Raw genomic sequence first — 26,831 nt, 5'->3', positions numbered from 1 at the left:
GATACGCGAGACCTCCGCACGAATGGCTGCCGCTTGTTGTTCCGTACACATGTTGAGGCTCCTTCCGGCGGGGAGCCTGGGCACGAGGGACACGGGGCGTCAGGACGGGGGTGGGCGAGGTGATACCTTCACGAGAGCGCTTGCGACGGATACTGAAGGCCCATCACCGCGGCGGGGCTGCCGGCGTGATGCCCCCTGCGGCGGCGGCAGCTTCGAGGAGTTGCACGGCCCGGTCGAAGCGGTCCCAGGACGTGCGGGCGATGTCGTGGAAGGGGTCGGTGCCGCGATCGCAGCGGCCGTCGGGCCACTCGATCGCGAACCATGGACCGCCGCAGTGGATGCACTCGCCGTGGCGCTCGACCGCGATCTCGTGGGGTGCGACCGTGACGAGCTCGCGCCACACGTAATCCATTGCGTCATTGGCCAACCGCACGCACGCCGGAGCCTCGAGGAGTGTGCGCGTGGGGCACTTGGCATCGGCGACCAACGCCACGTCGAGCACGTGCGTGAGCGATTCTCCATCGACCCGCCCGACGCGTAACACCACCCCCGGGGGCCGCGTCTCGGGCAACGGTTCGCACACCGGATCCGCCACGTCATTGCCCCGCGGCCAAGGCTCGTGTTCCCCCGCCGCGCGCCCCGCATGCGGCGTGCACCCGATCATCACGAGCGCGACGAGCCATGCACGATCCCGGCTACGACGAACGAGGGACATCTTCGCCCGGAGAGCCTAGCAGCCCGGCGCGCAGATGCGAGACATGTCCCACGAGCGCGAGAAAGATGCGCGCCGTTGCACGCTCGCGTTCTCTCGGTGTACCGTTCGCCGAGTTCAACGCCCAGCGCGGTGAGCGCGCGGAAGCTGGCCATGACCGATCCGTGAGCAAAAATCACAAGCGAGAGATGGAACAGCTACAGGCCGTTCGACTGCGACCGCAATACACGCTCGCCGAGGATCAGGGCGACATCGTCGTGGAAACTCCCAGAAGGGAGCTTCAAAGCATCGACGAGCGCCTCGACGGCCGAGCGGACGTCCCCCGCAAGAACAACCTCGGATAGCCTCGATCGAGGCAGATACTTCAGAAGACCGTCGGTCGCCAGGAGGAGACGTCCCACGAGAGGCTGCCGCTCGATCGCCGTGGGCGTGCCGGCCCCACTGCCGAGAAGCGGCTTGCGCTTCTGCATCGCGGTCAGCTCCACGACCCGCCCGTTCTCCACGAGGAGGGCCCCCGAGTCCCCGATGCTCGTGCCCCACAGCTCACAGCCGCTTACCTGGACCACGACCAACGTCGTCTCGCCGCATTTGAAATCGGCGGACATTTCTTGGTCGAGTCGCGCGAGCCATTCGCCCCATGCCGCAGGCGTGAGCTCCATGTCTGCCCCCAGGGCCGACGCCGCTTCCGCGGCCCGTCGTGCAGCGAGCGCGCCGCCGGAAAGCCCACCCGCACCATCCGCAACGACCAGCGTCCACCGGCGACCCCGGCAGCTCACTTCAAGGCGATCCTCGTTTGCGCTGCCCGCGCACCGCTGCGACCAGACGTGCAGCCATTCCAGCGGAGGGGCGACGGGGATGAAATCGTCGTTTTGCACGGGGACGCCCACCTCGACGCTCTCCACGACGTTGTCCCGGAACCACACCGTTGCATCGTCCAGCTCGACTCCGCAGAAGCGACACGCGGTCTCAGGCGTGCCCGACACGGCAACCAGGCCACCCACGTTCTCCCCCATGTCGATCCGAGGTGCACGACGCCCAGGCGGATCGAACCAACCAATCGCGTCGCCGGGCGCATACTCGTGCAGACGGCAATACCCGTATTTGTACTGGATACGATAGGGTTGCAGGTGGCCGCAGCGCGGGCACCTTGCATCGGCCACGACAATGTCGAAGGTACCCATGGCGGCGATCAGATTGGCATCGTACGTCCGGACTGAGGTGCCTGCACGCAAACGTTCACACCTCAGGATCATTCCGCGGCTTGCGTGCCTTGGGCTCGCCGGTGCCCGCGGTATCCTTGGGCTTCTTGGGCGCTCTCGCCTTCTTCGTCCCCGCCTCGGCCTCGAGCACGACGCGTGCGTCCTCGAGCGCCTCGCTCCAGAGCGCGGGCGTCGGCGCCGCCCATGCGGGCTGCCGGATTGGCTCGATGTCCTGGAGGCCGCACGTCTTCTGGCCGCGCTGCCGGACCCATATCGCGTCGTGCCGCGCCATCATGAACCAGCCGTCGCCAAGAGGACGCCGCGATTCGGTCACGATTCCCTCCACGACCGTACCGCGGTGATAGCCGCGCTGCCGCAGCAGCCCCTCGAAGGCCGCGAGCGACTTCGGCTGGGTCGCGGCGATCAGCGCGGAGAGCTGGGCCTGGGCGTCGCGGGTGAAGCGGCGTTCGAGCTGCACGAAGGGCTGCACCAGCGCGAGCGCCGCGAGCCGTGCACGCAGCGCCACGAGCGCTGCGTCGTCGATCTCGATCGGGTGCGGGATCGTCACCGGAGCCACGAGATCCACGACCGCACCCGCGGCGTCGACCGCGCCCTCCGCCGTGAGGATCGCGAACCGGCCCTTTGCGTCCTTCCACACGAGCCCGGCCACGAACGCACGCACCACCGGGTGCTCGAGCACGAATGCGCGGAAGTGCTCGGCGTCGTAGCTCCGCCCCACGATCATCGCCGCTTCGAGCCGCCGCCGTAGCGCCGCGCGCGTCTTCTCGGGATCGTGCGGCGCGCGCGACGTCGTGAGCTCGAAGAGGCCATCACGATCGACGCCACGCGCCTCGCACGCGCGTCGGAGCGCGTCCTGCGCGGCGCGCGCGAGCGCCGGTTTGCCGTGCTCCGAGAGGTGATCGAGCCATTCGAACGCGACGCCACGGCCGCTCCGGCGTAACGCCTCGATCTCGAGCGGCGTCTGTGCCTCAGCGCCGAGCGCGTCGATCTGCGCGTCACTGCCGAGCGTGCCGATCGCGAGCACGCGCCACGGTTTGTGCCCGAGCATCTCGCGCTGCATCACCGCGAGCAGCTCGGCCGCATCGCCGTCGTCGATCTCGCGACGGATCGCAGCGAGCCCACCGTAGGGCGCGCTCGCATCGTCGGCAGCGAACGCGGCCAGAATCCCACGGCGTGCGTCCTCGGAGAGCACCACGCCGTCACGAAAGCGCAGCACCGGCAGCCCGGGGAGCCGCGGGACGTTCGCGCCTCGCTCTCGTGCGCGCTCGGCGAGGTACGCATCGAGCGCCGCGTGATCGGTCGCGAGCGCCCTCGTGCGGCATGATTCGATCGCGAGCGTCAGCGCTGCGAGCCGCTCGCCGGTCGCGTCTGCGAGCGCCTTTTCGAGCGCCGGAACCGCCTCCGGATCCGGCAGCGCGCAGATCACACGCGCAGCCGAGACGACGCTCTCGTCGTCGTCCCGCGCAAGCAAGGGAAGCACCTCGGGCACCACGCGCGCGCCCGCACGCACGAGGCCGCGCACCGCGAGCTCGCGCACCGGCGCGTCCTCGCTGCGCGCGCACGCGATGAGCACGCGTCGTCCCTCCCACGCATGATGCTCGGCGACGTGCGCCGCGATCTTTGCCGTATTGCCGGGAAGTCGCTGCTCCAGCCGAAAGCCGAGCGAATCGAGCACAGCGGGCGCGCGATCGAGCAACGTCTCGTCGAGCCCGTGGATGCCGCGATCCGCGGCCAGGAGATCCGCGACGATCGCGGCGATGCCGGGATGCTTGCCGATCTCGGCCAACGCGAACCCGAAGAACCCGTGCACCACGTCGAGCTCGGCGAACGCAGCCAGCGCGCGCGTCGGATCGGACTGGATCGCTGCGCGCACGTGGACGAGTGCGGGCTCCGGCCAGACACCTGCGTAACCCCGGCCCGGGGCCACGATCTCCGCGTACCGCGTGCGCTCCTCGCGCGTGAGCGACGCCTGAAGCTCCCGCAACGCGACATCGGCCGCCGAGGGCAACGCCTCGACGGCGCGCAGTTCGTCCCGCGCCCAACGCGCGAGCGTCCCCTCACCCTTCGACGCCTCGATGAGCGCCGGCCGCGCGGCCTCTCCGAGCATCCGGAGCGCTTCGCGTGCGGCATTTCGTACGAGCTCGTAGCGATCGTCGGCATGCGCGAGGAGCACCCTCGCCACGCTTGCGCCGCCCATCGCGCCGAGCGCGCGCAGCACAACCCCACGCCACGCCGCTTGCTTGCCTGGCCCCTCGATCCACGCGACGAGCGGCGCCACCGCGGCAGAACCCGAGGCGACCAGCGCCTCCTGCATCACGCGTTCGTTCCAGTGGTCGCGACCACGCGCATCGGGGACACGCTTCACGAGATCGTCGAGCGCGAGCGCGAGGATCTTCGGCGTGGGCACGAAGCGCGCGAACTGCCAGTCGATCCTGGGCATCGCGAGCAGGAGCGCCTCGCGCCGCTCGGGTGGCAGCGTGAGCAGCGTCTCGCCGAGGACCGCGACGATCGGTTGGCTGAACGCGACCGTCATCGCTTGAATCAGGAGCATGTCCCAGCGCGCGTCGAGCGGTGCCCCCGTGGCTTCGAGGAGGCGCGGCAAGAGAATCGCGCACGCGTGCGTCACATCGGGCCGGTTCGGCAGGATCGCCTTGGCGCGCGTGATCACCCGCGGGAGCGTCTCCGCCGCGATCGGCAACACGTAGCGCAGCGCGCGCTTGGGCTCCGGGTCGTGGCCCCAAGCCTGGGGATCGAACGCGAGCGCGACTGCGGCCTCGGGGCTCGGCGTGAAGCCCTCGTCGAGCAAACCGTCGGCGCCGTTCCAAAGCACGGCGCGCGCATTCGGCGAGGGGAGCGTACGGCGGAGCGCGGCGAGCGCGTCAGGCACGTCGGGCGCGAGGAGCGCCGCGCGCATCGCGTCGGGCATCGGTCGCGTCGCGTTCAGGGAGCTGCCCCACGCGTCGCCGCGCGGACAATGCTCCTGATGCGTGGGCATGCCGTCCTTGAAGATCGTCCAGTAGCCCTCGAACACCTGCTGGCCGTGGGCATTCCGCGAGCGCTTGCCTTCCCGCACGCGATTGCCGAGCTCGAAGGCCGTCACGAGCCAGACGTCGCCGCCTTGTGCGACTTCCTCGAGCATCAGCGAGCCGTCCTCGCGATACGTGTGCCACGTCCCCATGGGCTCGACGCTCGTGGTGCCGGCGCGCCAGAGCGTGCCGTTCGGGTGATACCAGCGCACCGGGCCGTCGTTCTTCCCGTCGCTCTTGCGCGTGACCCACTGACACTTGCGCTGCGTCTGCGCCGTATCGTGGAAGGACGTGTGGAGCGTGTGGGTCTCCTCTTGCTCGGGGGAGAGGACGATCGGCTCGTGAGCTGTCGAGGTCACGGGCGCGACAATGCGCACAGACGCCGCGGGCCGCAAGCCAGAGAAGCTCATCGGGAAATCAAAACCGCGTCCCGGGATTGCGCCCGTTGGCGCCGCAGGCGGTCTCGAATTCGAGAGAAGACGGGGATGAGCACAGAGATGCAATCCAATCATTATTCGCGTCGCTTTTTTCCGACGAATTCCGACATTGGTGTGGGCCGAGGGCATCATTACGGGCATCCGGCCCACAGCGGCACAAACGATGCTCGGGCTCGACATCTCGAGCACCATGACGCTCGCGAGCCTACGCGACGCGCAAAAGGTCTGTATCCAGCGCATGAACGAAGCCACCTCCGCCCAGCCGAACTCGTCCTGCGCTTGCCTGTCCCCCTCTTCAGCGCTAGGCTTCTGAAGCCGGACGAGCGCCGGCCCGGACGAGACGCGCCGTACCCGGTCAGGCCAAGACGACGCACCCGAAGGAAGGAGTGCACGTCATGGCATGGGTATCCCTCATCGTCGCAGGGTTTCTCGAGGTCTGCTGGGCCGTCGGATTGAAGTACACGAACGGGTTCAAGCGTCCGCTCCCGAGCGTGCTCACGATCACGGCGATCGTGGCGAGCATGTACTTACTCGCGACCGCCACGAAGTCGCTCCCCATCGGGACGGCTTATGCGGTGTGGGTGGGCATCGGTGCATTCGGGACGGCGATCGTCGGCATGGTGCTGTTCGAGGAGCCTGCGACGCCGGCCCGGATCGGGTTTCTCATGTTGTTGCTGACTTCGATCGTCGGCTTGAAGGCGAGCACGTAATCAACCCGTGCGCGAGGGTCGCGTCCGGCTTGGCGAGTGGCAGCGAAACGATCCGACTGATCACGACGCGCCTCACCTCGACCCGCTGCTCGGATAGCTTCGTCTTCATGCATGACGCTGCGGAGGACGGGGCGGCGAACGAGGGGCCTTGGAGGCGCTCTCTCGACGCATCGCCGCGCTCGAGGCGCAGGTCGCCACGCAGGAGCGGCTCATCGAGGTCCTGCGCGCCAAGGAGGCGCTCCTCGAACGTGTAGGGGACGAGCAGCGCCTCCGCCCTCGAGTGCTGCACGGATTTCGTTGTCATTGCCTCGCTCGCGGGGAAGGTCCTCTATGTCAATACGGCCGGACGAACCCCGGTCGGGCTCGAGAGCGCGGAGCGCGCCGAAGTGGGCCCAGACGCTCATCAGTCTCGGCGTGGATCTCGGCAATATCGTCACCCGCAGCACGCTGCAGAGCGGAATCGCATTCGCCATGCGGCGTGGATAGGCGCTCCCGCTCGGCCTCAGCCGCCGCCGTTCTCGACCGTGAGCCCCAGATAGAGCAGCTTGGGATCCGCGGGAGAGGCGACGATGGCCGATACATCATCATTGGCGTTGTGTGTCTTCGTGACCTTGCCGGTCATGTGGTCGTACCGGAAGAGGTCTGTCCCGTAGTCATTGTACTCCATGCCGAAGACGAAATAGAGCACGCCAACGTCGGTCGCGTGTGGTACGAGCAGCGTACCATTGATGAGCTTGATGTCCGCCGAGTCGGTGACGACCGCGCCGAAGGTCAAACCGCCGTCGCTCGATCGATAAATGTGGCGGATGTCGGGTCCGATCTCCAGCGCCTCGGCCCATACGATGTCCCCCTCCACAGGAGACACCGCGATGGAGAACAAGTTCGCGCCATTCGCGCCGAGGCCCGCGCTCTGCTTCCATGTCGCGCCGCCGTCGAACGTCACGGCGCCGCCGCCCACGGACTGGCCGAAGAGCACATGGTCGAGGTTTCCGGGATCGAAGGCGAAACGATACCCGATGAAGCTGCCCGAGGCGGGAGGGGTGCCCTGCTTCGACCACGTCTCACCGCCGTCGTGCGAGTCGTGCAGGCTGCCGTTCGCGTCGCCCAGGCGCAGATGTTTGCCGTCGGCAGGATCGACGCCCACGCCGATGATGTTCGCCGCGGGCGTCGAAAAGGCGTGGGGGCCGGCTTCATCGATTCGATAAAATCCGTCGCCATTTTCGGCCCATGCGTACGCGAGACCTCCCTTCGCGGCCGTGATCCTGAAATTGCTACCCGTCAGCGTGCCCACTTCGTTCCAGGTGCAGCCCGCGTCTTCGGAGCGCAGGAGTTTCCCCTTGTGCTCGGCGAGCAGCGTGTTCGGCGTATCGAGCGCCGCGAGCCCGTAGGTGTATCCGATTCCCTGGAGCTCGCCCGGGGTCTTTGCGAGGTTTGCGCCGTCGTCGAGCGTGAACGTCACGGCGGACGTCCCGCTCACCGTTTCGCACGCAGGCAACGCCCAGCCGGGCGTGGAGCCGCCCGTTCCCCCTGTGCCACCTGTGCCACCCGCGCCACCCGCGCCACCCGCGCCGCCCGCGCCGCTCCCGCCGGTGCCGTCGATTCGAGGGGGGTCGTCGGTTCCGCAGCCAAGCAACAAAGCGCCAGCCGTGGCAATGGCGAAGAGAAAAGAAAGGTTCGTCTTTGCAAGCATGTTGGTGTCCCTCATGGGTGGGGCGCACGCGCCTCCCGAGCGCGGACCTGTGCAACAGGCATGCCTTGACGACCCTACCCCTCGCCTCGGCCGGTGAGGATGGAGGGCCCGGCAACAGGCAACTCGACGATGAACGTCGCTCCAGCGGAAGGCTCGCTCTGGACATGGACCGAGCCGCCGTGCGCCTCGGCGAGCTTGCGGCTGAGGTAAAGGCCAAGCCCAAGCCCGCCGTAATACCTGCTGGGCACGGCGCGCACGAAGCGTTCGAAGATGCGTCCCTGCTGCGCAGGCTCGATGCCAATTCCGTGATCCTTGATCGCGAGCCGCGCGATCCCGGCCTCTTGATCGATGAAGATCTCGATGGGTTTGCCGGCCCCGAATTTGATCGCATTGGAGATCAGGTTGACGACGATCTGTTCGATCCGCGCGGGATCCCAGCTCCCCACGACCGGAACGCTGTCGCGGATCGAGACCGAGCAATGAGCCTGCGAAATCTGCAATTTGAATTGATCGACCACGTCCCGGACGAGGGCGCTGAGGTCGACGGCGCCGAGCTCGAGCGGGAGCTGGCCCGTGTGGATCCGCGCGACACTGAGGAGATCATCGTTGAGACGGCGCAAGCGCGCGCCTTGCCGCAAGGCGCGCTCGGCCAGCTTGGCCATGATCTGCGGGTCGCTGGAGGGGCCCGATTGGCCGGCCCGGCCCATCGATTGGAGCGAGAGCATGAGCGACGTAAGCGGTGTGTTGAGCTCGTGCGACGCCATGGACAGGAATTCGTCGCGCGCGCGGATGGCCTCCTGGGTCGCGCGATAAAGCCGCGCGTTGTCGATCGCGCTCGCAGCCCGGCGCGCCACTTCCTTCGCGAGTTCGACGTCGGCGCTCCCATAGTTGCGGCCCGATGCGCCCGACACGAGGGAAAGCACCCCGAGCGTTTGTCCGCGCGCCAGGAGAGGCACGGCGAGCAGCGATCGAATCCCGAGCGCGCGGATGATCCTCTCGTGCCCTTCGTCCTGGGTATGGCCTTGGAGGCGCGTGTCGAGGTCGGGGAGCAGGACCGGTTCGCCGGTTGCAATGGCCCTGGCCGCCGGGTGAGGCGACCCCATGGAGGGCGGATATCGCTGCCGGAGCTCCTCGACCAGCGCCGCCTTTGCAGGATCCTTGTGCACCACAGCGATGCGCCGAATTTCCTCCCCCTCCACAGTGTCGATCACGCACCAGTCAGCCATGGATCGCACGCATAGGCGCCCGAGGCGCGCGAGGGTGTCCTCGTAATCGAGCGACTCCGAAAGCAGCTCTCCAGCCTCGGCCAGGAACGCCGAGCGTCGCTCCGCCTCCTCAGCCGCAGCCCGCGCCGCCTGCTCGTCGGACAGGAGCCGCGCATTCTGGAGGGAAATGGCGGCCTGGACCGCGAGGAGCGAGAGCACGACGAGCCGACCGGGCGTGAATGCGCCGATGAGCAGGTTGTTCTCGAGATAAAGCAAACCGACCACGTGGGCCTGCCTCAGAATGGGGAGGCACAGGACCGACTTGGGCCGCTCGCGAGCGATGTACGGGTCCGAGGCAAACTTGCTGGCCGTCGCGTCGTCGAGGAGCACCCGCTCCTTCGTTCGCTGCGCATACCGTACGATCGTGGCAGGGACGAGGGGGGACGACGAAACCACGAGCGAGGGGAGGAGCTTCGTCACCACCCCTTCTTCTTCAAGGCGCGCCTCTGCTTCAATCGAGAGGTCGCCATCACGGCGGAGGAGCAGGTAGCTCTTCTGTGCGCCGCCCTCTTCGAGGACGACCCGGAGAAGCGTACGGGCCAGCTCGTCGAGGAGGATCTCGCCCGAAATGGTCTGGGAGGCCTTGACGACCGAAAGCAGATCGAGCTGCTCGGTGTGCAGCGCGAAGGTGGCGGTCGGCGTGAAGGGCCTGTGCTCCTGGAGGCGCGGATTCTGCTCGTCGAGCTGCCTCACCTTGCCATCGGCCCCCCAGCGCGCATAACAGGCGCGGGCGTCGCGGAGGTACGTGTCGGCCACCTGCTCGAACCCCCGCGCCCGGTAAAACCTCGACGAGAGTTCGTAGGCGAGGCCTTCGTTATGGACGAAGCCATTCTCCCGCGCGGACCGGATGGCCTGCTCGTAGAGGCGCATGGCCTCGAGATCGCGCCCCTCGACGCGCGCGACCTCGGCCGAGACCAGCGCGTATCGATTGAGATAGTTCTCGGGGCAGTTCTCCGCCCATGACGCGAGCTTCTGCAGCACGCCCCCGAGGGTCCGCGCGAGCTCTTCCCGCTCGTCGGCGGGAGCGTCGGGGAGGAGCTGCACCATCGTGAGCGCGTGGAAGAAATGGTGGGTGGCCTCGATCGGCATGGCCATCGCGGCGCCGAGGTTCGCTGCCGCGCGCGCCGCGAACGAGCGTGCCTCGGCATGACGCCCATAGGTGAACGCCGTGATCTGCTTCATGATGTCGTGAAAGACGAGGCCACAGCCGAACGTCGCCCGGCGGATCCCCGCGAGGCATGTGGCCTCGTGGAACGTGGCGTCGTCGAAGCTCGTCGGACCCTGCGTCTCGCCCTTCAGGCAAGCCACGAACTGTCGCTCGAGCCGAATGGTCTCGTAGACCGGTATGTTATGGCTTTGCCGGGCAAACGCTGCATATTTTTGCGACACCCGGAGCACTTCGTCGAGCGGGTCGCCTTTCTCCACGGCTTGCCAGACGGTCTCGAAGGCGAGGAAGCCGGCATAAACGAGATCGCCGACCTCCAGGCACGCCTGGAAGGCCTTCTCGAGGATGGGGACGCCTGCGGCGAAGGGCCTTCGCCAAAAGTTGATGTGGTCGCCGTGGAGGTGAAGGAGCGTCCCCTTCAGCCGGAGATCGTGGAACTTCTCGTTCAGCCGCAGCGACATCGCGGAGAACGCGTAGCCCAGCGGGATGTCGCCGTAGGCCGACACGAGCATCATGCCATAAACGCTATAAGCGAAGCACGATTCCTGGGTGTTCCCGTACCACAGGGACGAGCTCACGGCTTTGAGGGCGAGCAGGGGAAAGAGCTTCGGCCGCCCGATGTACGCGCAGGGCGCCGCCTCGACGAGCAGGCCGATGATGGTCCGTCCGTCGGGATCGGTGGCCACGGGCGCGTCGAAGATGTCGGCGACGCGACGACCGCGGAGGTTCGTCCGGATGACTTGGACCTCGGCCTCCGTCGCCGCTTTCAACGATTCGTCCGAATCGGGGAACGTCACGTCGAAGAGGCGCAGCGCTTCGAGCGCGACGGTCACCCCGTCGTCGTACCTCCCGGAGACCTGGTACAGCCGCATGCGCAGGCCATACACCGCGGCGCGGTCGGGGTTGGAGCGGGCATGCGCGAGGATCAGGTTGAACAGCTCGTCCGCCAATTCGAAATTGCCAACGAGGTATTCGCACTCGGACCGCTCCAGAGAGAGCCTGAGCGTGTCGTCGTAGAGCGCGCTCCAGGCGTCCTTGGGCAAGAGCGCCGTCGCCTGGGCCAGGTAATTGCGCGCCGACACATGGGCGACCGTGGCCTTTGCCTTCATTCCCGCCAGGAAATTGAGCCGTCGGAGCGACTCCTTCTCGCGCGGGTCGGTGATCAACGCGACGCCGCGATTCAGCTGGCTCACGATATCGAAGATCTGCTCCTCGATGGCCTCCTCGGGCATGTTGGCCAGGAAGAGCCGGCCGATCCGCAGATGCACCTCCGCGCGGACTTCCTCCGAGAGGAGCGAATAGGCCGCCTCCTGAATGCGATCGTGGACGAAACGGTAGCCATCTCCCAAACGGAGGAGGAGCCCGACGCGGACGGCCTCCCAGAGCGCCGCGTGCACCTCGTCCTCCCCGTCGCCGCGAATCATCGAGAGGGTGGCCGCGTCGGCGCGGTTGCCGAGGCACGCGACGCTGGTCAGCACGTCCTGGGTATCCGCTGGGAGCCGCTTCAACTTGTCGACCATCAGGTCGACCACGTTGTCGGTATAGCATTTTTCGCGGATCCGGGCCACGTCCCAGCGAAAGGCTACGGCATTTTCGTCGAATTCGATCAGGCGCTCCTCGTACAGCGCGGTGAGGAACTGGATGACGAAGAATGGATTGCCGGCCGTCTTTTCGTGTACCAGCTCCGAGAGTGGCTCGGCCTCCTCCACGGAGCAGCGGAGGGTGTCACTGATGAACGCCGCGAGGTGAGCCTTGGCAAGGGGGCCGAGGACGATGTCGGAGACACACACGGCCGCCTTCCGCACCTCGTTTGTCACCAGGATCATCGGATGGGCGGGGGGGACCTCGCTATTGCGGTAGGCGCCGACGACGAGGAGGTTATGCATCTCGGGATCGGTCAGAAGGTCCTGAAGGAGCGCGAGGCTGGCCGAATCGGCCCATTGCATGTCGTCGACGAAGAGCACGAGCGGGTGCTCCCTCTGCGCGAAGACCCCGATGAATTGCCGGAACACGAGATGGAAACGGTTTCGCGCCTCGCCAGGCGGCAAAACCGGGACCGGGGGTTGCTCGCCGAGGACGAGCTCGACCGGGGGGATCACGTCCACGATGAGCTTTCCGTTGATCCCGAGGGCCGCCGCGAGCCGCTGCCTCCATGCAGCGATCCGCTCCTCGCTCTCGGCCAGGATCCCGAGCACGAGCTCCTGGAAGGCCTGGACGATCGTGGAATAAGGAATATCGCTCTTGATCAGGTCGAATTTGCCCGACACGAAAAAGGCCCGCTCGCGGACGACGGGCTCGTGGAGTTTGTGGACGAGCGCGGATTTGCCGGCCCCCGGGTCCCCGGCGACGAGCACGAGCTCCGGCGTCCCCGTGGCCACGACACGCTCGAAGGCGTCGCACAGGAGGGCGATCTCCGCCTCCCTGCCATGAAGCTTTTGCGAGATCTGGAGGCGGTCTGGCACGTCGAGCGCGCCCGGGGAGAAGGGCTCGATACGCCCGCCTTCGACCCATTGCGCGAGGCACCTCTCCAGGTCGTGCAATACGCCGCGCGCGCTCTGGTACCGGTCGCAGGCCATTTTCGCGAGGAGATGCATCACGATGTGCGCAATGGCCTCGGGTACCTCGGGGACGACCTCGGAGGGGGATGGGGCGACACGCGCCAGGTGGAAATGAATCCACTCGAGCGGGTCTCGGGCCTCGAACGGGGGCCTGCCCGTGAGCATTTCGTAGAAGGTGATGCCTAGCGAATAGAGGTCGGTGCGGGAATCGACAGCTCGGTTCATCCGCCCCGTCTGCTCCGGCGACATGTACGGCAGCGAGCCCTCGATTCTGTCCGGGCTCTGCGGCGAGGTGTGCTCACGGGGAAGGCGGGACGCAATCCCAAAATCCGTGAGCTTTGCCTCCCCTGTCACGGGATTGACGATGATATTTTGGGGCTTGATGTCCTTGTGGACGACGCCCTGCCGGTGGATGTCAGCGATCGCGGTCGTGATGTGAATCGCGAGCCGCAAAAAACGCTCCGTCTCCATCGGCGCTCCGAGCAAGCGATCGAGGGGCGTGCCCGCCGTGTCCTCCAGAACGAGCGCCGGCTGCCCGTGATACGTGTCGAGGGCGAGCGGCCTGATGACGGTCGGCAGGTCCAGCGCCTCGCCCAGCGCTTGCTCGTGTTTCAATCGCTCGATGTCCTGCGGGCGGCTGCTCTTCGGATCGAGCGCTTTGAGGATCACCTGGCGGCCATCACTTACTCGGATGGCGCGGAGCACGATCGTCCCCCGCCCCTCGAAAAGGGTCTCGGTGATCGTGTACGCGGAGGGGCTCTGCATCTCCATGAAATCTGCTGCGAGGAGCGGACGATCGGCGGCGGCGCTGGGTGCGGCTGTGTGCTGCCTGCGTTTGGAAGCACAAGTCGCACCACGCACTCCGGATCCTACAACGGGGCGCCTCGGCTGACTACGCTCAGCCCGCGCCGCCGTCGCCGTAAGGGCGACTACGCCACGCCCGAAATCTCTCCGAGCGCGCGGGCGACCCGCACGTCATCGATGGAAACCGCCTAAAATGCATCATGGACGGCGACGCCCGCAATGGTATCCAGACCGATCGCCGCAGGTCAGGAAGGAATGACCTTTCGCATGGAGCGACGGGTGACGATCCAGAAGACGACGATGATGGTAATGGTCGCCACGCCCATTCCGATCCACACCGAAGGCGGCGCGTTGCGCATGGCATCGAAGACCTTCTCGCCGAAATAGGCGGTCGCCAGCAGGGGCAGGAAGTACCCGGCCAGCGATCCCCAAAAATGCGTCTGAAACCGCACCCGAGAGATGCCGAAAAACACGTGGAGCATGGGCGGCATCCAGAAGATGAGCCGGAGCAGGAACACGGTGAAGAAAGCTCGCTTTTCGAGGGCCTCTTCGTAGGCACGGAAGCGCGCCGGTACGAGCTTCGAGACCCAATCACGCGCGACGAAGCGCGCGAACGAGAAGCCCACCACGCTCGCCGCCATGGTGCCGGCCATGGAGAGCGCGAACGCCACCGGCCACGGCCAGATGAGCGGCGCCGCCAGGATGAAGATCGTGCCTGGCACGCCAAACGGCTGGAGCGCTGCGTACGCCGCTACGAACGCGAAATACCCCGCCGGACCGAGCTCCACGAGCGCCTGCTTGATGCGCGCGGGCTCGCTGAAGACCTCGAACAGACCCAATCGCTGCGCCACGACAAGCCCGAGAGCCACCGCAGCCACGGCGGCGATCTTCATGTTGCGAAGCGAGCGGCTCGCCGCGGGGCCCGGCGGAGGATCTGACGATCGCACGCGACGAGGTTTACAATTCACGTCATCCCTGTCAAGGATGGTTGACGCGGACTGAAGCACGGCAGCGCGACGCGCGAGGAATTCGTCGAGAGCATGACCATCGCGGCGCGCGTGATGTGCTTGCCGCTGCGGGAGACCGAGAGGACCGCGACGGGCCAAGCGCGGAGGGCGCTGGCAGCCGGCCACGCAAGTCGCGCATCAAAGGACGAGCATTCGAGGGCAGGAGACCTGAAAATCCTTCTCCTCGGTGCGACGGGGGAGGTCGGTCCCACGATCACGTTGCGCAGATTGCGCAAGTGGGTCTTCACAGTTCGGGCAACGTTGCGCGAACCGGCCGCGCGCCGTCCGCTCTTTCGTACGCCGGAACGCCGGACGGCGTCTTGGCACACCCGCTGCAATCGGGCGCGCGCGCGCCTGACGAGCCTTGCCTCGGCCGGTCGCCCATCGGCGCCAGGGTGGCGTCTTTCCTTGTCCCTTCGAGGAGAATCCATGAACTTCACGAGACGGCCCTCGCGTCCCGGCCTGCGCTGGACGTCCAGCATCCTCCTGGCGTCGTCGCTCGTCGCCGGATGCACGCCCGCGCCAGAGCCCGAGCCGCCCGGCCCCGGAAGCGTCGAGGTCGACGTCGAGCGATACGAATTGAAGGGAGATTACGACTGGGTGCGAGGCCGCCTTGCCGCGACGGTCGGGATCACCCTTTCGCCCTTGGCCAAGGGGACGACGACGATCACGCTCGACAGCGCCGTGGCCGAGGTGAAAGCCGTGCGGCTCGCAGGAGGCGGAGCTCTGCCTTTTTCGGCGAATGCCAGCGAGGAGCAGCTCCAGGTGGACGTCTCCGCAGTGCCCGCTCTCGGGACGGGTGCGCAGATCACCCTGGAGGTCGATTACGAGGCAGCGCCGAGCGGCTCGTTGATTCCCGTCATCGAAAACCGCAAAGGCGACCCCTTGAACGTGCGCGCGGTCTTCACGATGTCGGAGCCGATCGGCGCGCGTCGATGGATGCCTTGCCACGACACGCCGTCGGACCGCGCGATCTTCTCCGTCTCCATGGGCATGGATGGCGCCGAAAAGATGATCGCCAACGGAGACCTCGTCTCCGACGAGCCGGAGGGGGACGGGGCCCACCGGATGAAGTACGAGACCACGTACACGCTGCCGACCTACCTGATGGCCTTCGCGGTCAGCGATTTCGAGGTGGAGAGCACGATGAAGGGCGACCTCCCCGTCTCCATCTGGCACCGGCGCGGGCTGCAGGGGCATTACGAGGCGGTGCTCGGAGAGATGGTGGGCATGCTCAACCATTTCGAGGGGCTTCTCGGTCCTTATCCATTCGAAAAATACGCGGTGGTGCACCTGCCAAACCTGCCGGCGACCGGCATCGAGAATGCAAGCATTTCGTTCCATTACGAAGGCGCGGGCACGGAGCCGCTCGGCGCCGAGCTCTCGCTGACGGCGCACGAGATCGCGCACCAGTGGGTCGGGGATCTCGTGACGATCGAGAGCTGGGACGACCTCTGGATCAAGGAGGGCATTGCGACGCTCCTCGAGCCGGAAGGGCTTCGCGCGCACACGGACACGGACGGCCCCTTCACGTTGAACGCCAATGAGTTCTTTGCGATGGAGGGCGAAGCCATCCGCGACACGTCGCTGAAAATCGCGGACAAGTACACCACGGGGCCCTACACCCGCGCCGCCTGGCTCTTGACGCAGATACGAAGCCTGGTGGGAGAGGAGGCCTTCTGGTCGACGCTGCGGAACATCCTCGACGAGCACCGCTTCGGGGCCATCGGGACCGATGATTTCCTCGGGGCTTTCGCAGAGGCGCTCGGTCCGGAGGCCACGGCACGAGCAAAACACGCGGTCGACGCGAAGAGCCTTCCCACGCTGACGATCGCCGCTCTGCCCTCCGGAGGCGCCACCGTGACGGCCCACGACCCCGACGGGGTGCTGATGGTTCCGTTCGATATCGGCTGGGTCGCGGAAGACGGCTCGGTGCGCACGGAGACGCTCCCGATCGGGGAGCCCTTCGACGTGGCGCCGCAGGCGAGCGGCGAGTTCCTCGTGATCGATCCAAAAGACCACCACCTCCCCTGGGATTCCTTCTTGGTAGACGAGGAATCCATGAATGCCTATTACGTGAGCGTCCTGCCGCTCCTCGTGCCCATGAGCCCGGCGGCGGAGGCCCGATTTTTCGACATCGGCTCGGCAGCCCAGGATGAAGTGATCTTCACGTCGTCGACCTTGCCGGGCGCCACACCGGAAGGGTTCGGCGCGTTCATGACAGGGCTCGACTCGGAGTGGACGCAAGCCAATGCCTTGAGCACCGCTTGCTCGGTGGCCAGCGACCCGGGGCTCGAGCCAGCGACGGCGGCCGCCTGGACGACCACGCTGAACGAGGCGCTCCTGGTTCCGCCGCCCCCCTTCTCGCTCGATTTGCTCCAGGTCTACGGCTATGGCGCATGCAGCATGTTCGACCCGGTGACCGCCTTCGCGGACGACTGGACGAGCCTCGCGACAGGGCTCTCGTCCGGGGAACTCGATTATCTCCGGCTGAGCTACCTCACCGCATTCGACATCCCGGCGCCGCTCGCCATGTCGACCTGGGGCAGCGTCGCAAAACAAGCCAACACGGCGAGGGCGCGCTGGCTCGCGACCATGGAGCTCCGGTCGTACCTGAGCGGGCTCGAACCCGCCGACATCCCCGCGTGGCGCACATTCTTCGTCGAACTGCTCAGCACGACCGAGGACACCGACGTGCTCCAGCAGGCCATTCGAGCAGTTGTAACGACGATGGCCCCCACGGCGGCCGAGAATGCGGACGCGCTGGCGGGCCTCGACGTGCTGCTCCATTCGCCGTGGACGCGGGTGGCGCATCAACGAGCCGTGTGCGCGGCCATCAAGCTGACGGCGGACGACGCCATGGCGTGGGCTGCGTTTGCCGAGGGCCTGAAGGACGCCCCGCTCGATCCCAAAGCCGCCGCGCGGGTCGAGGACCCCGCCCTCTGCCCCTGATTACCCCCGTTTCGGAGACCGATACCGGATGATCACCACGTGCAGGTGGGAATCTTCGTCGAGGCGGGAGGTCTGAATCGAGACCGCCCCCTCTTTTTTCAGCTTCTGAAAATCCGCCGCGGTCAGCGTCAGCTTGTGCGGATGCCCGGCGAGACCTTGCACATCGTAGGTCTTGTCCGTACCGGAGTCCATATCGGCGGCGGTAATCACCACCTCATGCTCGTCTTTCCCGGTGAACTCGGCCGAGCAGACGCTCACCCACTCCGGCGGATCCTCCGCGGGCGCACATCGCACGTGCACGCGGTGCGTATGCGTGAGGCCTTGGGTGCTCTTGGCGCGCAAAAGCTCCCCTTTCAAAAGGGTCTTCATATCCTCCGCCGTGAGCGTCACCTCGTGCGGATGCTTCGCCGTCCCTGCGATCTGATAGGTCTTGTCAGCTCCCGAAAGGACGTCGGCCAGCGTCACCACGAAGACATGGCCGTGGTTCTTTCCTACCCTGCAAATCACCCTTGAAAACGACGGCTCGAGCGGCTTGGCTGCGGGCTCCGGCGTCGGATTCGCGACGGGCTCCGGAGGGGCTTCCGCGGAAGAAGCCGCGGTCGCGCTCGGCTGCGCGGTCGGTTCCGGCGTGGGGGTAGCGCTCTTGCCGGGAGCCGTTGTCGGGGAGGCCGTTTGCCCTATCGCAGGGTTCGGCGTGTTGCCCCCACACCCCGTCCATGGGAGCGACGCTGCGGCTGCTGCGATTTGGAGAGCTTGTCGCCTGCGCATGGGTACCTCGGAGGCGTCTGCGGAATCGCGCTTCGCCAAAGGACAGAAGCGCAGGCTCCAGCCCAATTGTCAAGAGGCCCACGGGGCGATGCGGGGTGTTGCCGCCGAGGACGCGCCCCCGAGCGACGTTCGACCATGTCTATCTGTACAACCGCGCACGCACGGCCGCGGAGACCGGGACGTTGACGGCCGCGTGCCAGACCGGACAGACGCGCGGGCTACAACGGGGCCTCGCCCGCGAACATTCGCAGGCGACCGCGTACACGCTGCTTGGCGGCCTCCTCGACCTGGCGGATGCGCTCCTTGCTCACGCCGAACGCCACCCCGAGCTCCGCCAGCGTCGCGGGTTCGTCCGACATCAGGCGCCGCTCGAGCACCTGCTGCTCCCGAGGCGATAACTCGGCCAGCGCTGTTTTCACGGCGCATTGCAGGCGCGCGCGCTCGTCGGCCAGACAAACCTCTGCCTCGGGCGAGGGCGCGCCGTCCGCCAGGCCGTCGCTGTGGGTCGAGGTATCGAGCGGCGCGTCGGGCCCCGCAAGCAAGGGGATCAATTCGTGGGCGCGCTGCTCGGACAGGCCCGTCTCTTCGGCGAGCGTCGTCGCATCCTTCACGAACGCCCGGCGAAAAAAGCGCACCGCCCGCCGCTCCGCCTTCGACGTGCCGAGGCGCACGATCCTGTAATTCCGCGTCACGTAATCGCGGATCTCGGCGCGAATCCAGTAATTCGCGAACGTCGCGAGCCGATATCCGCGCGCCGGATCGAAGCGCTCGGCCGCCTGGAGCAAGCCGATGTTGCCCTGCTGCACGATGTCCTCGAACGGCGCGCCCCAGCGCTGGTATTCGCGGGCGATCGTCATCACGTACGACAAGCACGCCTCGATGAGCAGCCGCCCGGCCTCGCGATCGCCTGCCTTCCAGCGGATCGCGAGATCGCGCTCGACCTCCGCGGTCAGAATCCGGCGCCTCGCGATCTCCGCGCGGTACATCGACAGCGCGTCGGGTCGCGGCGCTGCGCCCATCCTTCGGCGCCTTTCTTTCTCTCCGTCGCGCAAGAGACAGCTCCTCTCGTTGAACGTTCGCGGGGCCGCTTGCCCTCAATGCCCCGCGTCCACCTTGACCCCTTGCTGCGGTTTGCCGAGCAGCATCACGAGGGGCAAAAACAGCACAATGAGCATACCGGCGAGCCAGAACGTGTCCGCGAACGACATGATCGAGCCCTGCTGCGCCACCGTCCCGGAGAGCAACGAAAGCGCGCGTTGCTTCGCCTCCACCGCGGACGCGCCTTTCGCCATCATCGCGCCCGTCAGCATGTTGACCCGCTCGATCGTCGCGGGATCGTTCGACACGAGCTTCTCCGCCACGACGGCCGCGTGAAAGGCCTGCCGCCGGGTCAGCATCATCGAGAGCAGCGCGACGCCGACGCTGCCCCCGAGCATGCGCGTCAAATTGAAGAACCCCGTCGCAGAGGCGACGTCCTTGCGCGGAATGGGACCGAGCGAGGCCATCGAGAGCGGCAAGAACATGAACACGGTGCCCAGGGAGCGCACGATGAGCGGCCAAAAGAGATCGTCGCCGCTCGTCATCGGGTTCATGTTGGAGAACATCACGAGCGAGCCCGCCAGGATGAGCGCCCCGATCACCAGCATGAGCCGCGGGTCCATCTTCCGCGCCAGCCTCCCCGCGACCTGCATCATCGCCGCCGTGGCCAGCGCGCCGGGCAGCATCATGAGGCCCGTTTGTTGCGACGTGTAACGCAGGTTCGTCTGCGCGAAGATCGGCACCGCGAAGAGCCCGCCATACAGGGCCATGCCCACGACCACCGAGAGGATGCTGCCTGCCCATAACGAGCGATACCGGAGCACGCGCAGGTCCACGACGGGTTCGTCCGAGGCGAGCGCGCGACGCACGAAGAGCACGAGCGACACGATCGACGTGATGCACAGGACGACGATCATCGGATCATCGAACCAGTCGTGGGAGTTTCCCTCCTCGAGGAACGTCTGCAAGCAACCGAGCCCGAGGGCCAGCATGGCGATGGAGGCCCAATCGATGCCCTTCGGCCGCGTCTTGTGCGGCTCGTCGGGCGGGAGCGCCGAGAGGCAAAGCAGGACCGCGAGCACGCCGAGCGGCAGGTTGATGAAGAAGATCCACCGCCAGCCGATGTTCGTCACGATGTAACCGCCCAGCGTGGGGCCGATCGCGGGGCCCGCGATGACGATGGCCCCGAAAAACGATTGCGCCGTCGCCTGCTCCTCCTTGGGAAACGTCTCGAAGAGGATCGACTGCGCCTTGGCCATCAGGCCGCCGCCCGTGATCCCCTGCAACACACGCGCGACGACCAGCATCGGCAGGCTCGTCGAGAGCCCGCACAGGAGCGAGGCCACCGTGAAGCCTACGAGCGAGAAGATGAAATACTTTTTCTTGCCAAACCTGTGCCCGAGCCACGCGGCGAGCGGCAGGATGATGACGTTCGCGACGGCGTAACTCGATACGATCCAGCTCGCCTGGCTGAGCGACGCGCCGAGCGAGGTCTGCATGTCGGCGAGCCCCACGTTGACGATGCTCGTGTCGATGACCTCGAGGAGCGCGCCGATGGCCACCGCGATGGCCACGGCCCACTTGTTGTTCTGAGGCGCGGCGACGGCGAGCGCGGGCGGTGCGAGGGCGAGCTGAGCCTGGACCACGACGAACCTCCTAACCGCGCGTATCGATGGACAGCTCGACGCTCATGCCCGGCCGCAGCACGAGGCCCTGCGGCACGTCGCGCAGCTTCACGCGCACGGGCACGCGCTGCACCACCTTCGTGTAGTTGCCGCTCGCGTTGTCCGGCGGCAGCAGCGTGAAGCGCGAGCCCGTCGCGCCGGACAAACTCTCGAGTTCACCGTGCAAGGTGACGCCCGGCAGCGCGACGACCACCAAACGCGCAGGTTGGCCCGCGTGCATCTTCGCGACCTGCGTCTCCTTGAAGTTCGCCGTCACCCACAGGAGCGGCGTCACGAGCTGCACGATGGCCTGCCCCGACGCGACCTGTTGCCCGACGGCGATCGTCTTCTTCGAAGCCACGCCGTCCGCGGGGGCCACGATGCGCGTGTACGAAAGCTCGAGCTTCGCCAGATCCCGCGTCGCCTTGGCGATGGCCACCTGCGCCCGCGCCGTCTTTGCGCGCGCCTGCGCCTGCGCCACGAGCGCGTCCACGTTGCTCGTTTGCTCCAGTTTGGCCGAGGCCTCCGTCGTGCGGCTCCGCGCCACGGCGATGTTCGCCCGCAGCGTCGAGAGCCGCGCCCGCGCGGCTTCCAGGTTCGCCTGCGCCACGGCGAAGCTCGTCTCCGCCTGATCCAACGAGGCCTGCGGAAGCGCGCCCTGCTCGAGCAGCTTGCGGTTGCGGTTGCGATCGGTCTCGGCCTGCTTGAAGGCCGTGTCCGCGGACTTCACCGAAGCCTCGGCCTCCTTGAGCTGATCGGCCGCCGACACCACGCCCCCCTGCGCCGTTTGCAGCGACGCCTCGGCCACGGACTTGTTGCCGAGCGCGTTGATCGCGGCCACGCGCGCGTCCGCTTCCGCCGCCTCGGCCGCCGCCTCGGCCGCCTCCACGTTTGCCTCGGCCTGCGCGACCTTCGCCTTCGCGCTCTCGTCATCCAGCACGGCCAGCGTATCGCCGGCTTTGACCTGCTGGTTCTCCGTGAAGAGCACCTGCGCGATGGTCCCGCCCGTGCGCGCCGGCACCGCGATCACCTCGCCGTCCACCTGCGCGTTGTCCGTGCTCTCCACGGTGCGGTGCGTCCACCAGTACCCCCCGCCGCCCACGACGGCGACGAGCAGCAGGACGAACAGGAGCGTGCGCCCCTTGCTCTTCGGCTTCGCGGAGGCGCCCGCGGCAGCGCTCCCCTCGACGGAGGGGGCTTGGGGAACGACGTCGGAAGCGGATGTCGCGGTGCTCATGCGTGACCCTCAAGGCAACTTGTTGTTGCCATAGTACCCATCGGTGGGTACATTGGCAACAACAAGTTGCCTTTGAGGCAGATCAGCACAAAAACTTCGGAGAATCCGTTCGATCGACCAAGAGCCATGCGCCGCGCGAACACGCCCCCGCCCGTTCCACGAACTCGCCGCACCGAAGGCACACGTGTCCGCGGGCGCGCCGAGCGCGTGGTCGCGGCCGTGCACGCCGCGACGCACGAGGAGCTCGGGCGCGTGGGCTACGGCGCGCTGCGCGTCGAAGACGTGGCCGCGCGCTCGGGGGTGAACAAGACGACCATCTACCGGCGCTGGCCGACCAAAGCGGAGCTCGTCGCGGCGTCCTTGCGCGCGGCCAACGAGGAGCAGGAGCAGCCGGACACGGGCACGCTGCGCGGGGATCTCCTGGTGGTGGTGATGCGGACCGTGCGGACGTGCAAGACGCCTACGGGCCGGGGCATCGTGCGCATGCTTCAAACGGAGCGCGCGGACCCGGACGTCGAGGCCCTTTCGAGGAGCCTGCGCGACCGACGCTGGCAGCGCAATCGGGCCTTGGTCGAGCGAGGCATCACGCGCGGCGAGCTACCCGCGGACGTGAATCCGGAGCTCCTCCTCGATTTGATCCTCGGGGGGATCTATGCGCGCCTCATCCATCGCGGCGAGGACATCCGCGAGGACTACGCCGCCGCGGCGATCGACACCGTGCTCGCGGGCGCCTGCGCGGGCGCGGCGCGACTGCCGAACGAGTCACAGCAGAAGGAACCAAGAGAGGACGATATGACCATGCAATCCAACGAAACGCGCGCGCAGCGCGATGGTAACGAGGACACGCGGGGCACCACGAAGGAAGCGCCCGTGCTCGGGTCCGTGGTGCTCGACCGATCCGATCCGGCCTTTCTCGCGAGGTCCCCCGAAATCTACGAGGAGGCGCGGGCCAAGGGGCCCGTCGTGCGCGCCCGTCATTACCCCTTCCCGCGAGACGAGGAGGAGCGGAAGAGCATCATGGCGGGCGAACGCCCCGTCGGCGAGGTGCTCTTCGTAAGCCATTACGAAGAGGCGGCGGGCGCGCTCCTCGACGATCGCCTCGCGTCCGACCCCTTCGCGCGGATGACGCCGGAGCAACGCGCGCACGTGCCGCCGGTGCCGGAGGAGCTCCGGCCAATCGCCTACTCGCTCCTCATGCTCGATCCGCCCGACCACACGCGGCTGCGCAAGCTGGTCCAGCCGAGCTTCAATGCCCGCGCGATGGAGGCGCTCCGGCCGCGCATCCAGCGCCTCACCGACGATCTGCTCGACAAGGCCGAGCGGGACGCCGCCGCGCGCGGCGAATCGGCGCCGGAGCGGCGGATGGATCTGGTCAAGGCATTCGCGTACCCCCTGCCGGTGACGGTGATCAGCGACATGCTCGGGATCCCGGAGGAAGACCGCGAGACCGTCAGCCGATTGGGCGAGCTCCGCATCGACAACCGGGACCCCGTGGTCATGCAGGAGACCCGCAAAATGCTCGTGGCGTTCAGCCACTACCTCGTCGATCTGTTCGAGCGGAAGCGGCGCGCGCCGGGCGACGACATGATAAGCCAAATGATCCACGCCCAGGAGGACGGCGACAAACTCAACGACAAAGAGCTGCTCTCGATGGTCTTCCTCCTCTATTTGGCCGGGCACGTGACGACGGTGAACCTCATCGGCAACGGGGTCGTCGCGCTCTTGACCCACCCCGAGCAGCTCGCGCGCTTCAAGGCGGATCCGGGGCTCGCCAAGGGCGTCGTCGAGGAGACGCTCCGCTACTGGGGGCCGGTCGATTACCTGGGCGCCGTGCGCACCGCCAGGGAGGACCTGGAGATTGCCGGGGTGTCGATCCCGAAGGGCGGGCAGGTGATGATCGGCCTCGGCTCGGCCAATCGGGATCCCGAGCAATTCGCGGATCCCCACGCGTACGACATCGGGCGCGAAGGCGCCCACCGGCACATCGCCTTCGGCAAGGGGATTCACCTGTGCCTCGGGGCGCCGCTGGCGCGCATCGAGGGGCAAATCGCCTTCGAAACCCTGTTCCGGCGTTACCCCGATCTGCGCCTCGCTGTGCCGGCCGAGACGCTGCGCTGGGGCGGCGCGGCCGGGCTGCGCGGATTCCGCGAGCTGCCGGTGTTATTCTAACGACGCGTCGAGCGTCCGGAACGACCTCTCCACCTGCCGAGGCTCGGTCCCCGGCAGGTAACTCCGCTCCCAGAACCTGACCTCGCCTGTTTTCGAGAAGGTGACCACCGAGCTCGACCGTGTCCCGTAATGGGGCGGCCGCCGCGCATCCTCGATGAACAGCGGCGCGAGCATCCGCTCCATCTCCAATCCCACGCCCGTGTCCGGGAGCTCCGCATCCGGCGCGCCCTGATCCGAACGCAACATCTGGAAAAACGCCTCGGGCTCCGGGAGCGGATGTGATTCGAGGAGCTTCGTGAAGGCGCCCTTGCCTTGCACGAGCTTCGGCCAGGGCGTGTCGAGGAGATGGTTGCTGAGCCCGTACACGCCGGGCGCGAGGACACGCGACTCGCCCGTCAGGCTCGCGAAATAGGCCGCCTCGCGACGCGTGCCCACGATCAGGTTGAACCCGTTGAACGCGCCCGCGCGCGGGCGCAGGCTCTCCGTGAACGCATGCGGCGCGCCGTCGCCCAGGAGAAACTCCACCACGAGCGCGCCGCGTGATTGCGCGTCCCCACGCTGCGCCGCGGGGTCCCGGAAGTTCGTGATGGCGGCGAAGCGCCCGGACCGCGTCACGCCGAGCCAGGTCCCGCCGCTCTGCAGGTCACGCCCGGCCAGAATGTCGGGAAGATCGTCCCAGAAGTGCATTTCCCGGGTCGGACGAGCGTGAAACTCGTCGCGGTTGGCGGCCAGCACGACGTCGTGCTCCGGATGCGCCCGAAAACCCAGGAACAGCACGCACATGTCAACGATTTCCCTGCTCGTCCCCGAACCGCTCCAGGAACTCGTCGTAGGTTCCATTGAAGAGCCGCGGCCCTTTGCGGGACAGCTCGAGCACGCGCGTCCCGAGCTTGCCGATGAAATGCCGATCGTGGCTCGTCACCACCACCGTCCCCTTGAAGGCGATGAGCGCCTGCAGGAGCGCGTCGATGCTCTCCACGTCGAGGTGGTTCGTCGGCTCGTCCAGCACCACCACGTTGTTCTTCAGCAGGATGAGCTTGGCCAGGACCAGCCGCGCAGCCTCCCCGCCCGACAGGCTCTCCGTCTTCTTGAGCCCCGCTTCTCCGCTGAAGAGCAGCTTCCCCAGCACCGAACGCACGTCTTCGAGCTGCGCGTCCGGATCGAAGCGGTGCAGCCACTCGTACGCCGAGAAGCCGGGCTCGAGCGCCTCGTGATGATCCTGCGCGAAATACCCCACGCTCGTGTCGTGGCCCCACACGATGGTCCCCGCGTCCGGCGCGTGTTCTGCGACGAGCAGCTTGAGCAGCGTCGACTTGCCGATGCCGCTCGGCCCGATCACCGCGAGTTTGTCGCCGCGGTTCAGGTTCAGACCGAGCCCCTCGATGACCCGCAGATCCTCGAAGCTCTTCGACAGCCCCTCCACGCGGAGCACGTCGCGGCCGGAAGGTTTTTCGATCTCGAACTTGATGTACGGCCGCACCACGCTCGATCGCCGCACCTGGATGCTGCTTTCGAGCTTCTCCATCTCCTTGACGCGCGACTGCGCCTGGCTCGACCGGCTCGCGCTCGCGCCGAAGCGCGCCACGAAGTCCTTGAGCTCGGCGATCTTCTTCTTCTTCTGCGCCGCGTCGGCCTCCGATTGGCGCTTCCCGGTCGTCTTCTGCTCGATGAAATCGTCGTAGTCGCCCGTGTACACGGTGACCGTCTGGTAATCGACGTCGGCGACGTGCGTCGCGATCGCGTTCATGAAATGGCGATCGTGGCTCACGACGAGCAGCGTCCCGCGGAAGTCGCGCGTCAGGTACGATTCGAGCCACCGGATGGAGTCGAGGTCGAGGTGGTTCGTCGGCTCGTCGAGCAAGAGCACGTCGGCGCCCGCGAAGAGCGTCTGCGCGATGAGCACGCGCAGCTTGTACCCGCCTGCCAGCGTGCTCACGGTGTCGAGGTGCCGGGACGACGTGATTCCGAGACCCTCCAGGATCTCCGCGGCGCGGGCCTCGGCCGTGTAGCCGTCCTCCTCGCCGATCGTCCCTTCGAGCTCGGCGAGGCGCATGCCGACCTCGTCGTCCATCTCGCCTTCGAGCAGCCGCTCCTTCTCTTGCGTCGCGTCCCAGAGCACGCGGTTGCCCATGAGCACAGCGTCGAGGATGCGAACGGACTCGTAGGCAAAGTGGTCCTGCGAGAGCACGCCGACCTTGAGCTTGCTCGGGATCTCGACCGAGCCTTGATCCGACTCGTGCTCCCCCGAGATGACCTTGAGCAGCGTCGACTTTCCCGCGCCGTTGGCCCCGACGAGCGCGTACCGCTTGCCCGGATCGAACCGCATCGAGACGTTTTCGAAGAGAATTTTCGGGCCGAAGCGCTTGGAGAGCTTGTCGAGCGTGATCATCGCGGCGCCCGACCTAGCAC

At 67.1% G+C, this 26,831-nt stretch carries 15 protein-coding genes and 1 riboswitch; of the genes, 3 read left to right on the top strand and 12 right to left on the bottom strand.

Going from position 1 to position 26,831, the window contains the following annotated elements; genetic code table 11:
* Positions 1 to 163: 163 nt before the first annotated feature.
* The 3 genes from E8A74_RS39505 to E8A74_RS39495 form a co-directional block, all read right to left on the bottom strand.
* Positions 164 to 715, bottom strand: coding sequence for a hypothetical protein (locus E8A74_RS39505; protein WP_136934282.1), 552 nt, complete (start codon positions 713 to 715; stop codon positions 164 to 166).
* Positions 716 to 909: 194 nt separating this feature from the next.
* The gene (locus E8A74_RS39500) at positions 910 to 1,893 is read right to left on the bottom strand and encodes a SpoIIE family protein phosphatase (protein WP_170229713.1); all 984 of its coding nucleotides are present in this window, start codon (positions 1,891 to 1,893) and stop codon (positions 910 to 912) included.
* A 55-nt stretch (positions 1,894 to 1,948) separates the two neighbouring features.
* On the bottom strand, positions 1,949 to 5,587 hold the full coding sequence (locus tag E8A74_RS39495; RefSeq protein ID WP_136934280.1) for a DUF4132 domain-containing protein: 3,639 nt from the start codon (positions 5,585 to 5,587) through the stop codon (positions 1,949 to 1,951).
* Between the two features lie 117 nt (positions 5,588 to 5,704).
* A riboswitch (guanidine-III (ykkC-III) riboswitch) is annotated at positions 5,705 to 5,770 on the top strand.
* 20 nt (positions 5,771 to 5,790) lie between these two features.
* Here E8A74_RS39495 and sugE point away from each other — a divergent pair.
* On the top strand, positions 5,791 to 6,105 hold the full coding sequence (gene sugE / locus E8A74_RS39490) for a quaternary ammonium compound efflux SMR transporter SugE (RefSeq protein WP_136934279.1): 315 nt from the start codon (positions 5,791 to 5,793) through the stop codon (positions 6,103 to 6,105).
* Positions 6,106 to 6,607: 502 nt separating this feature from the next.
* Here the strand turns inward: sugE and E8A74_RS39485 are convergent.
* From E8A74_RS39485 to E8A74_RS39470, 3 genes are all read right to left on the bottom strand, one after another.
* Positions 6,608 to 7,795, bottom strand: coding sequence for a sialidase family protein (locus tag E8A74_RS39485; protein WP_170229712.1), 1,188 nt, complete (start codon positions 7,793 to 7,795; stop codon positions 6,608 to 6,610).
* Positions 7,796 to 7,869: 74 nt separating this feature from the next.
* Positions 7,870 to 13,548, bottom strand: a complete 5,679-nt coding sequence (locus tag E8A74_RS39475) for a sensor histidine kinase (RefSeq protein ID WP_232379953.1) — start codon at positions 13,546 to 13,548, stop codon at positions 7,870 to 7,872.
* A 284-nt stretch (positions 13,549 to 13,832) separates the two neighbouring features.
* Positions 13,833 to 14,534, bottom strand: a complete 702-nt coding sequence (locus tag E8A74_RS39470) for a TVP38/TMEM64 family protein (RefSeq protein WP_232379952.1) — start codon at positions 14,532 to 14,534, stop codon at positions 13,833 to 13,835.
* A 489-nt stretch (positions 14,535 to 15,023) separates the two neighbouring features.
* On the opposite strand from E8A74_RS39470, the gene E8A74_RS39465 reads away from it, so the two are divergent.
* The gene (locus tag E8A74_RS39465) at positions 15,024 to 17,546 is read left to right on the top strand and encodes a M1 family metallopeptidase (protein ID WP_136934276.1); all 2,523 of its coding nucleotides are present in this window, start codon (positions 15,024 to 15,026) and stop codon (positions 17,544 to 17,546) included.
* Here E8A74_RS39465 and E8A74_RS39460 read toward each other — a convergent pair whose 3' ends face one another.
* From E8A74_RS39460 to E8A74_RS39445, 4 genes are all read right to left on the bottom strand, one after another.
* Positions 17,547 to 18,014 (bottom strand): hypothetical protein, encoded by a 468-nt coding sequence (locus tag E8A74_RS39460; RefSeq protein ID WP_136934275.1) that lies wholly within the window; start codon positions 18,012 to 18,014, stop codon positions 17,547 to 17,549. It abuts the gene before it with no gap.
* Between the two features lie 518 nt (positions 18,015 to 18,532).
* Positions 18,533 to 19,333, bottom strand: coding sequence for a sigma-70 family RNA polymerase sigma factor (locus tag E8A74_RS39455; protein WP_136934274.1), 801 nt, complete (start codon positions 19,331 to 19,333; stop codon positions 18,533 to 18,535).
* Positions 19,334 to 19,408: 75 nt separating this feature from the next.
* On the bottom strand, positions 19,409 to 20,998 hold the full coding sequence (locus tag E8A74_RS39450; RefSeq protein WP_136934273.1) for a DHA2 family efflux MFS transporter permease subunit: 1,590 nt from the start codon (positions 20,996 to 20,998) through the stop codon (positions 19,409 to 19,411).
* A 10-nt stretch (positions 20,999 to 21,008) separates the two neighbouring features.
* Complete coding sequence (locus E8A74_RS39445) at positions 21,009 to 22,253, bottom strand: HlyD family secretion protein (protein WP_136934272.1); 1,245 nt, start codon at positions 22,251 to 22,253, stop codon at positions 21,009 to 21,011.
* 126 nt (positions 22,254 to 22,379) lie between these two features.
* Between E8A74_RS39445 and E8A74_RS39440 the strand changes: the two genes are divergently transcribed.
* On the top strand, positions 22,380 to 24,422 hold the full coding sequence (locus tag E8A74_RS39440) for a cytochrome P450 (RefSeq protein WP_136934271.1): 2,043 nt from the start codon (positions 22,380 to 22,382) through the stop codon (positions 24,420 to 24,422).
* Here the strand turns inward: E8A74_RS39440 and E8A74_RS39435 are convergent.
* Complete coding sequence (locus E8A74_RS39435) at positions 24,414 to 25,205, bottom strand: NRDE family protein (protein ID WP_136934270.1); 792 nt, start codon at positions 25,203 to 25,205, stop codon at positions 24,414 to 24,416. The two genes, E8A74_RS39440 and E8A74_RS39435, sit on opposite strands and share 9 nt — an antisense overlap.
* 1 nt (position 25,206) lies before the next feature.
* Positions 25,207 to 26,811, bottom strand: a complete 1,605-nt coding sequence (locus E8A74_RS39430) for an ABC-F family ATP-binding cassette domain-containing protein (RefSeq protein WP_136934269.1) — start codon at positions 26,809 to 26,811, stop codon at positions 25,207 to 25,209.
* Positions 26,812 to 26,831: the final 20 nt, after the last annotated feature.

Origin of the sequence: Polyangium fumosum, from assembly GCF_005144585.1 — a bacterium.
Classification (GTDB): Bacteria; Myxococcota_A; Polyangia; order Polyangiales; family Polyangiaceae; genus Polyangium; species Polyangium fumosum.
This window is presented reverse-complemented; position numbering and strand designations above follow the sequence as displayed.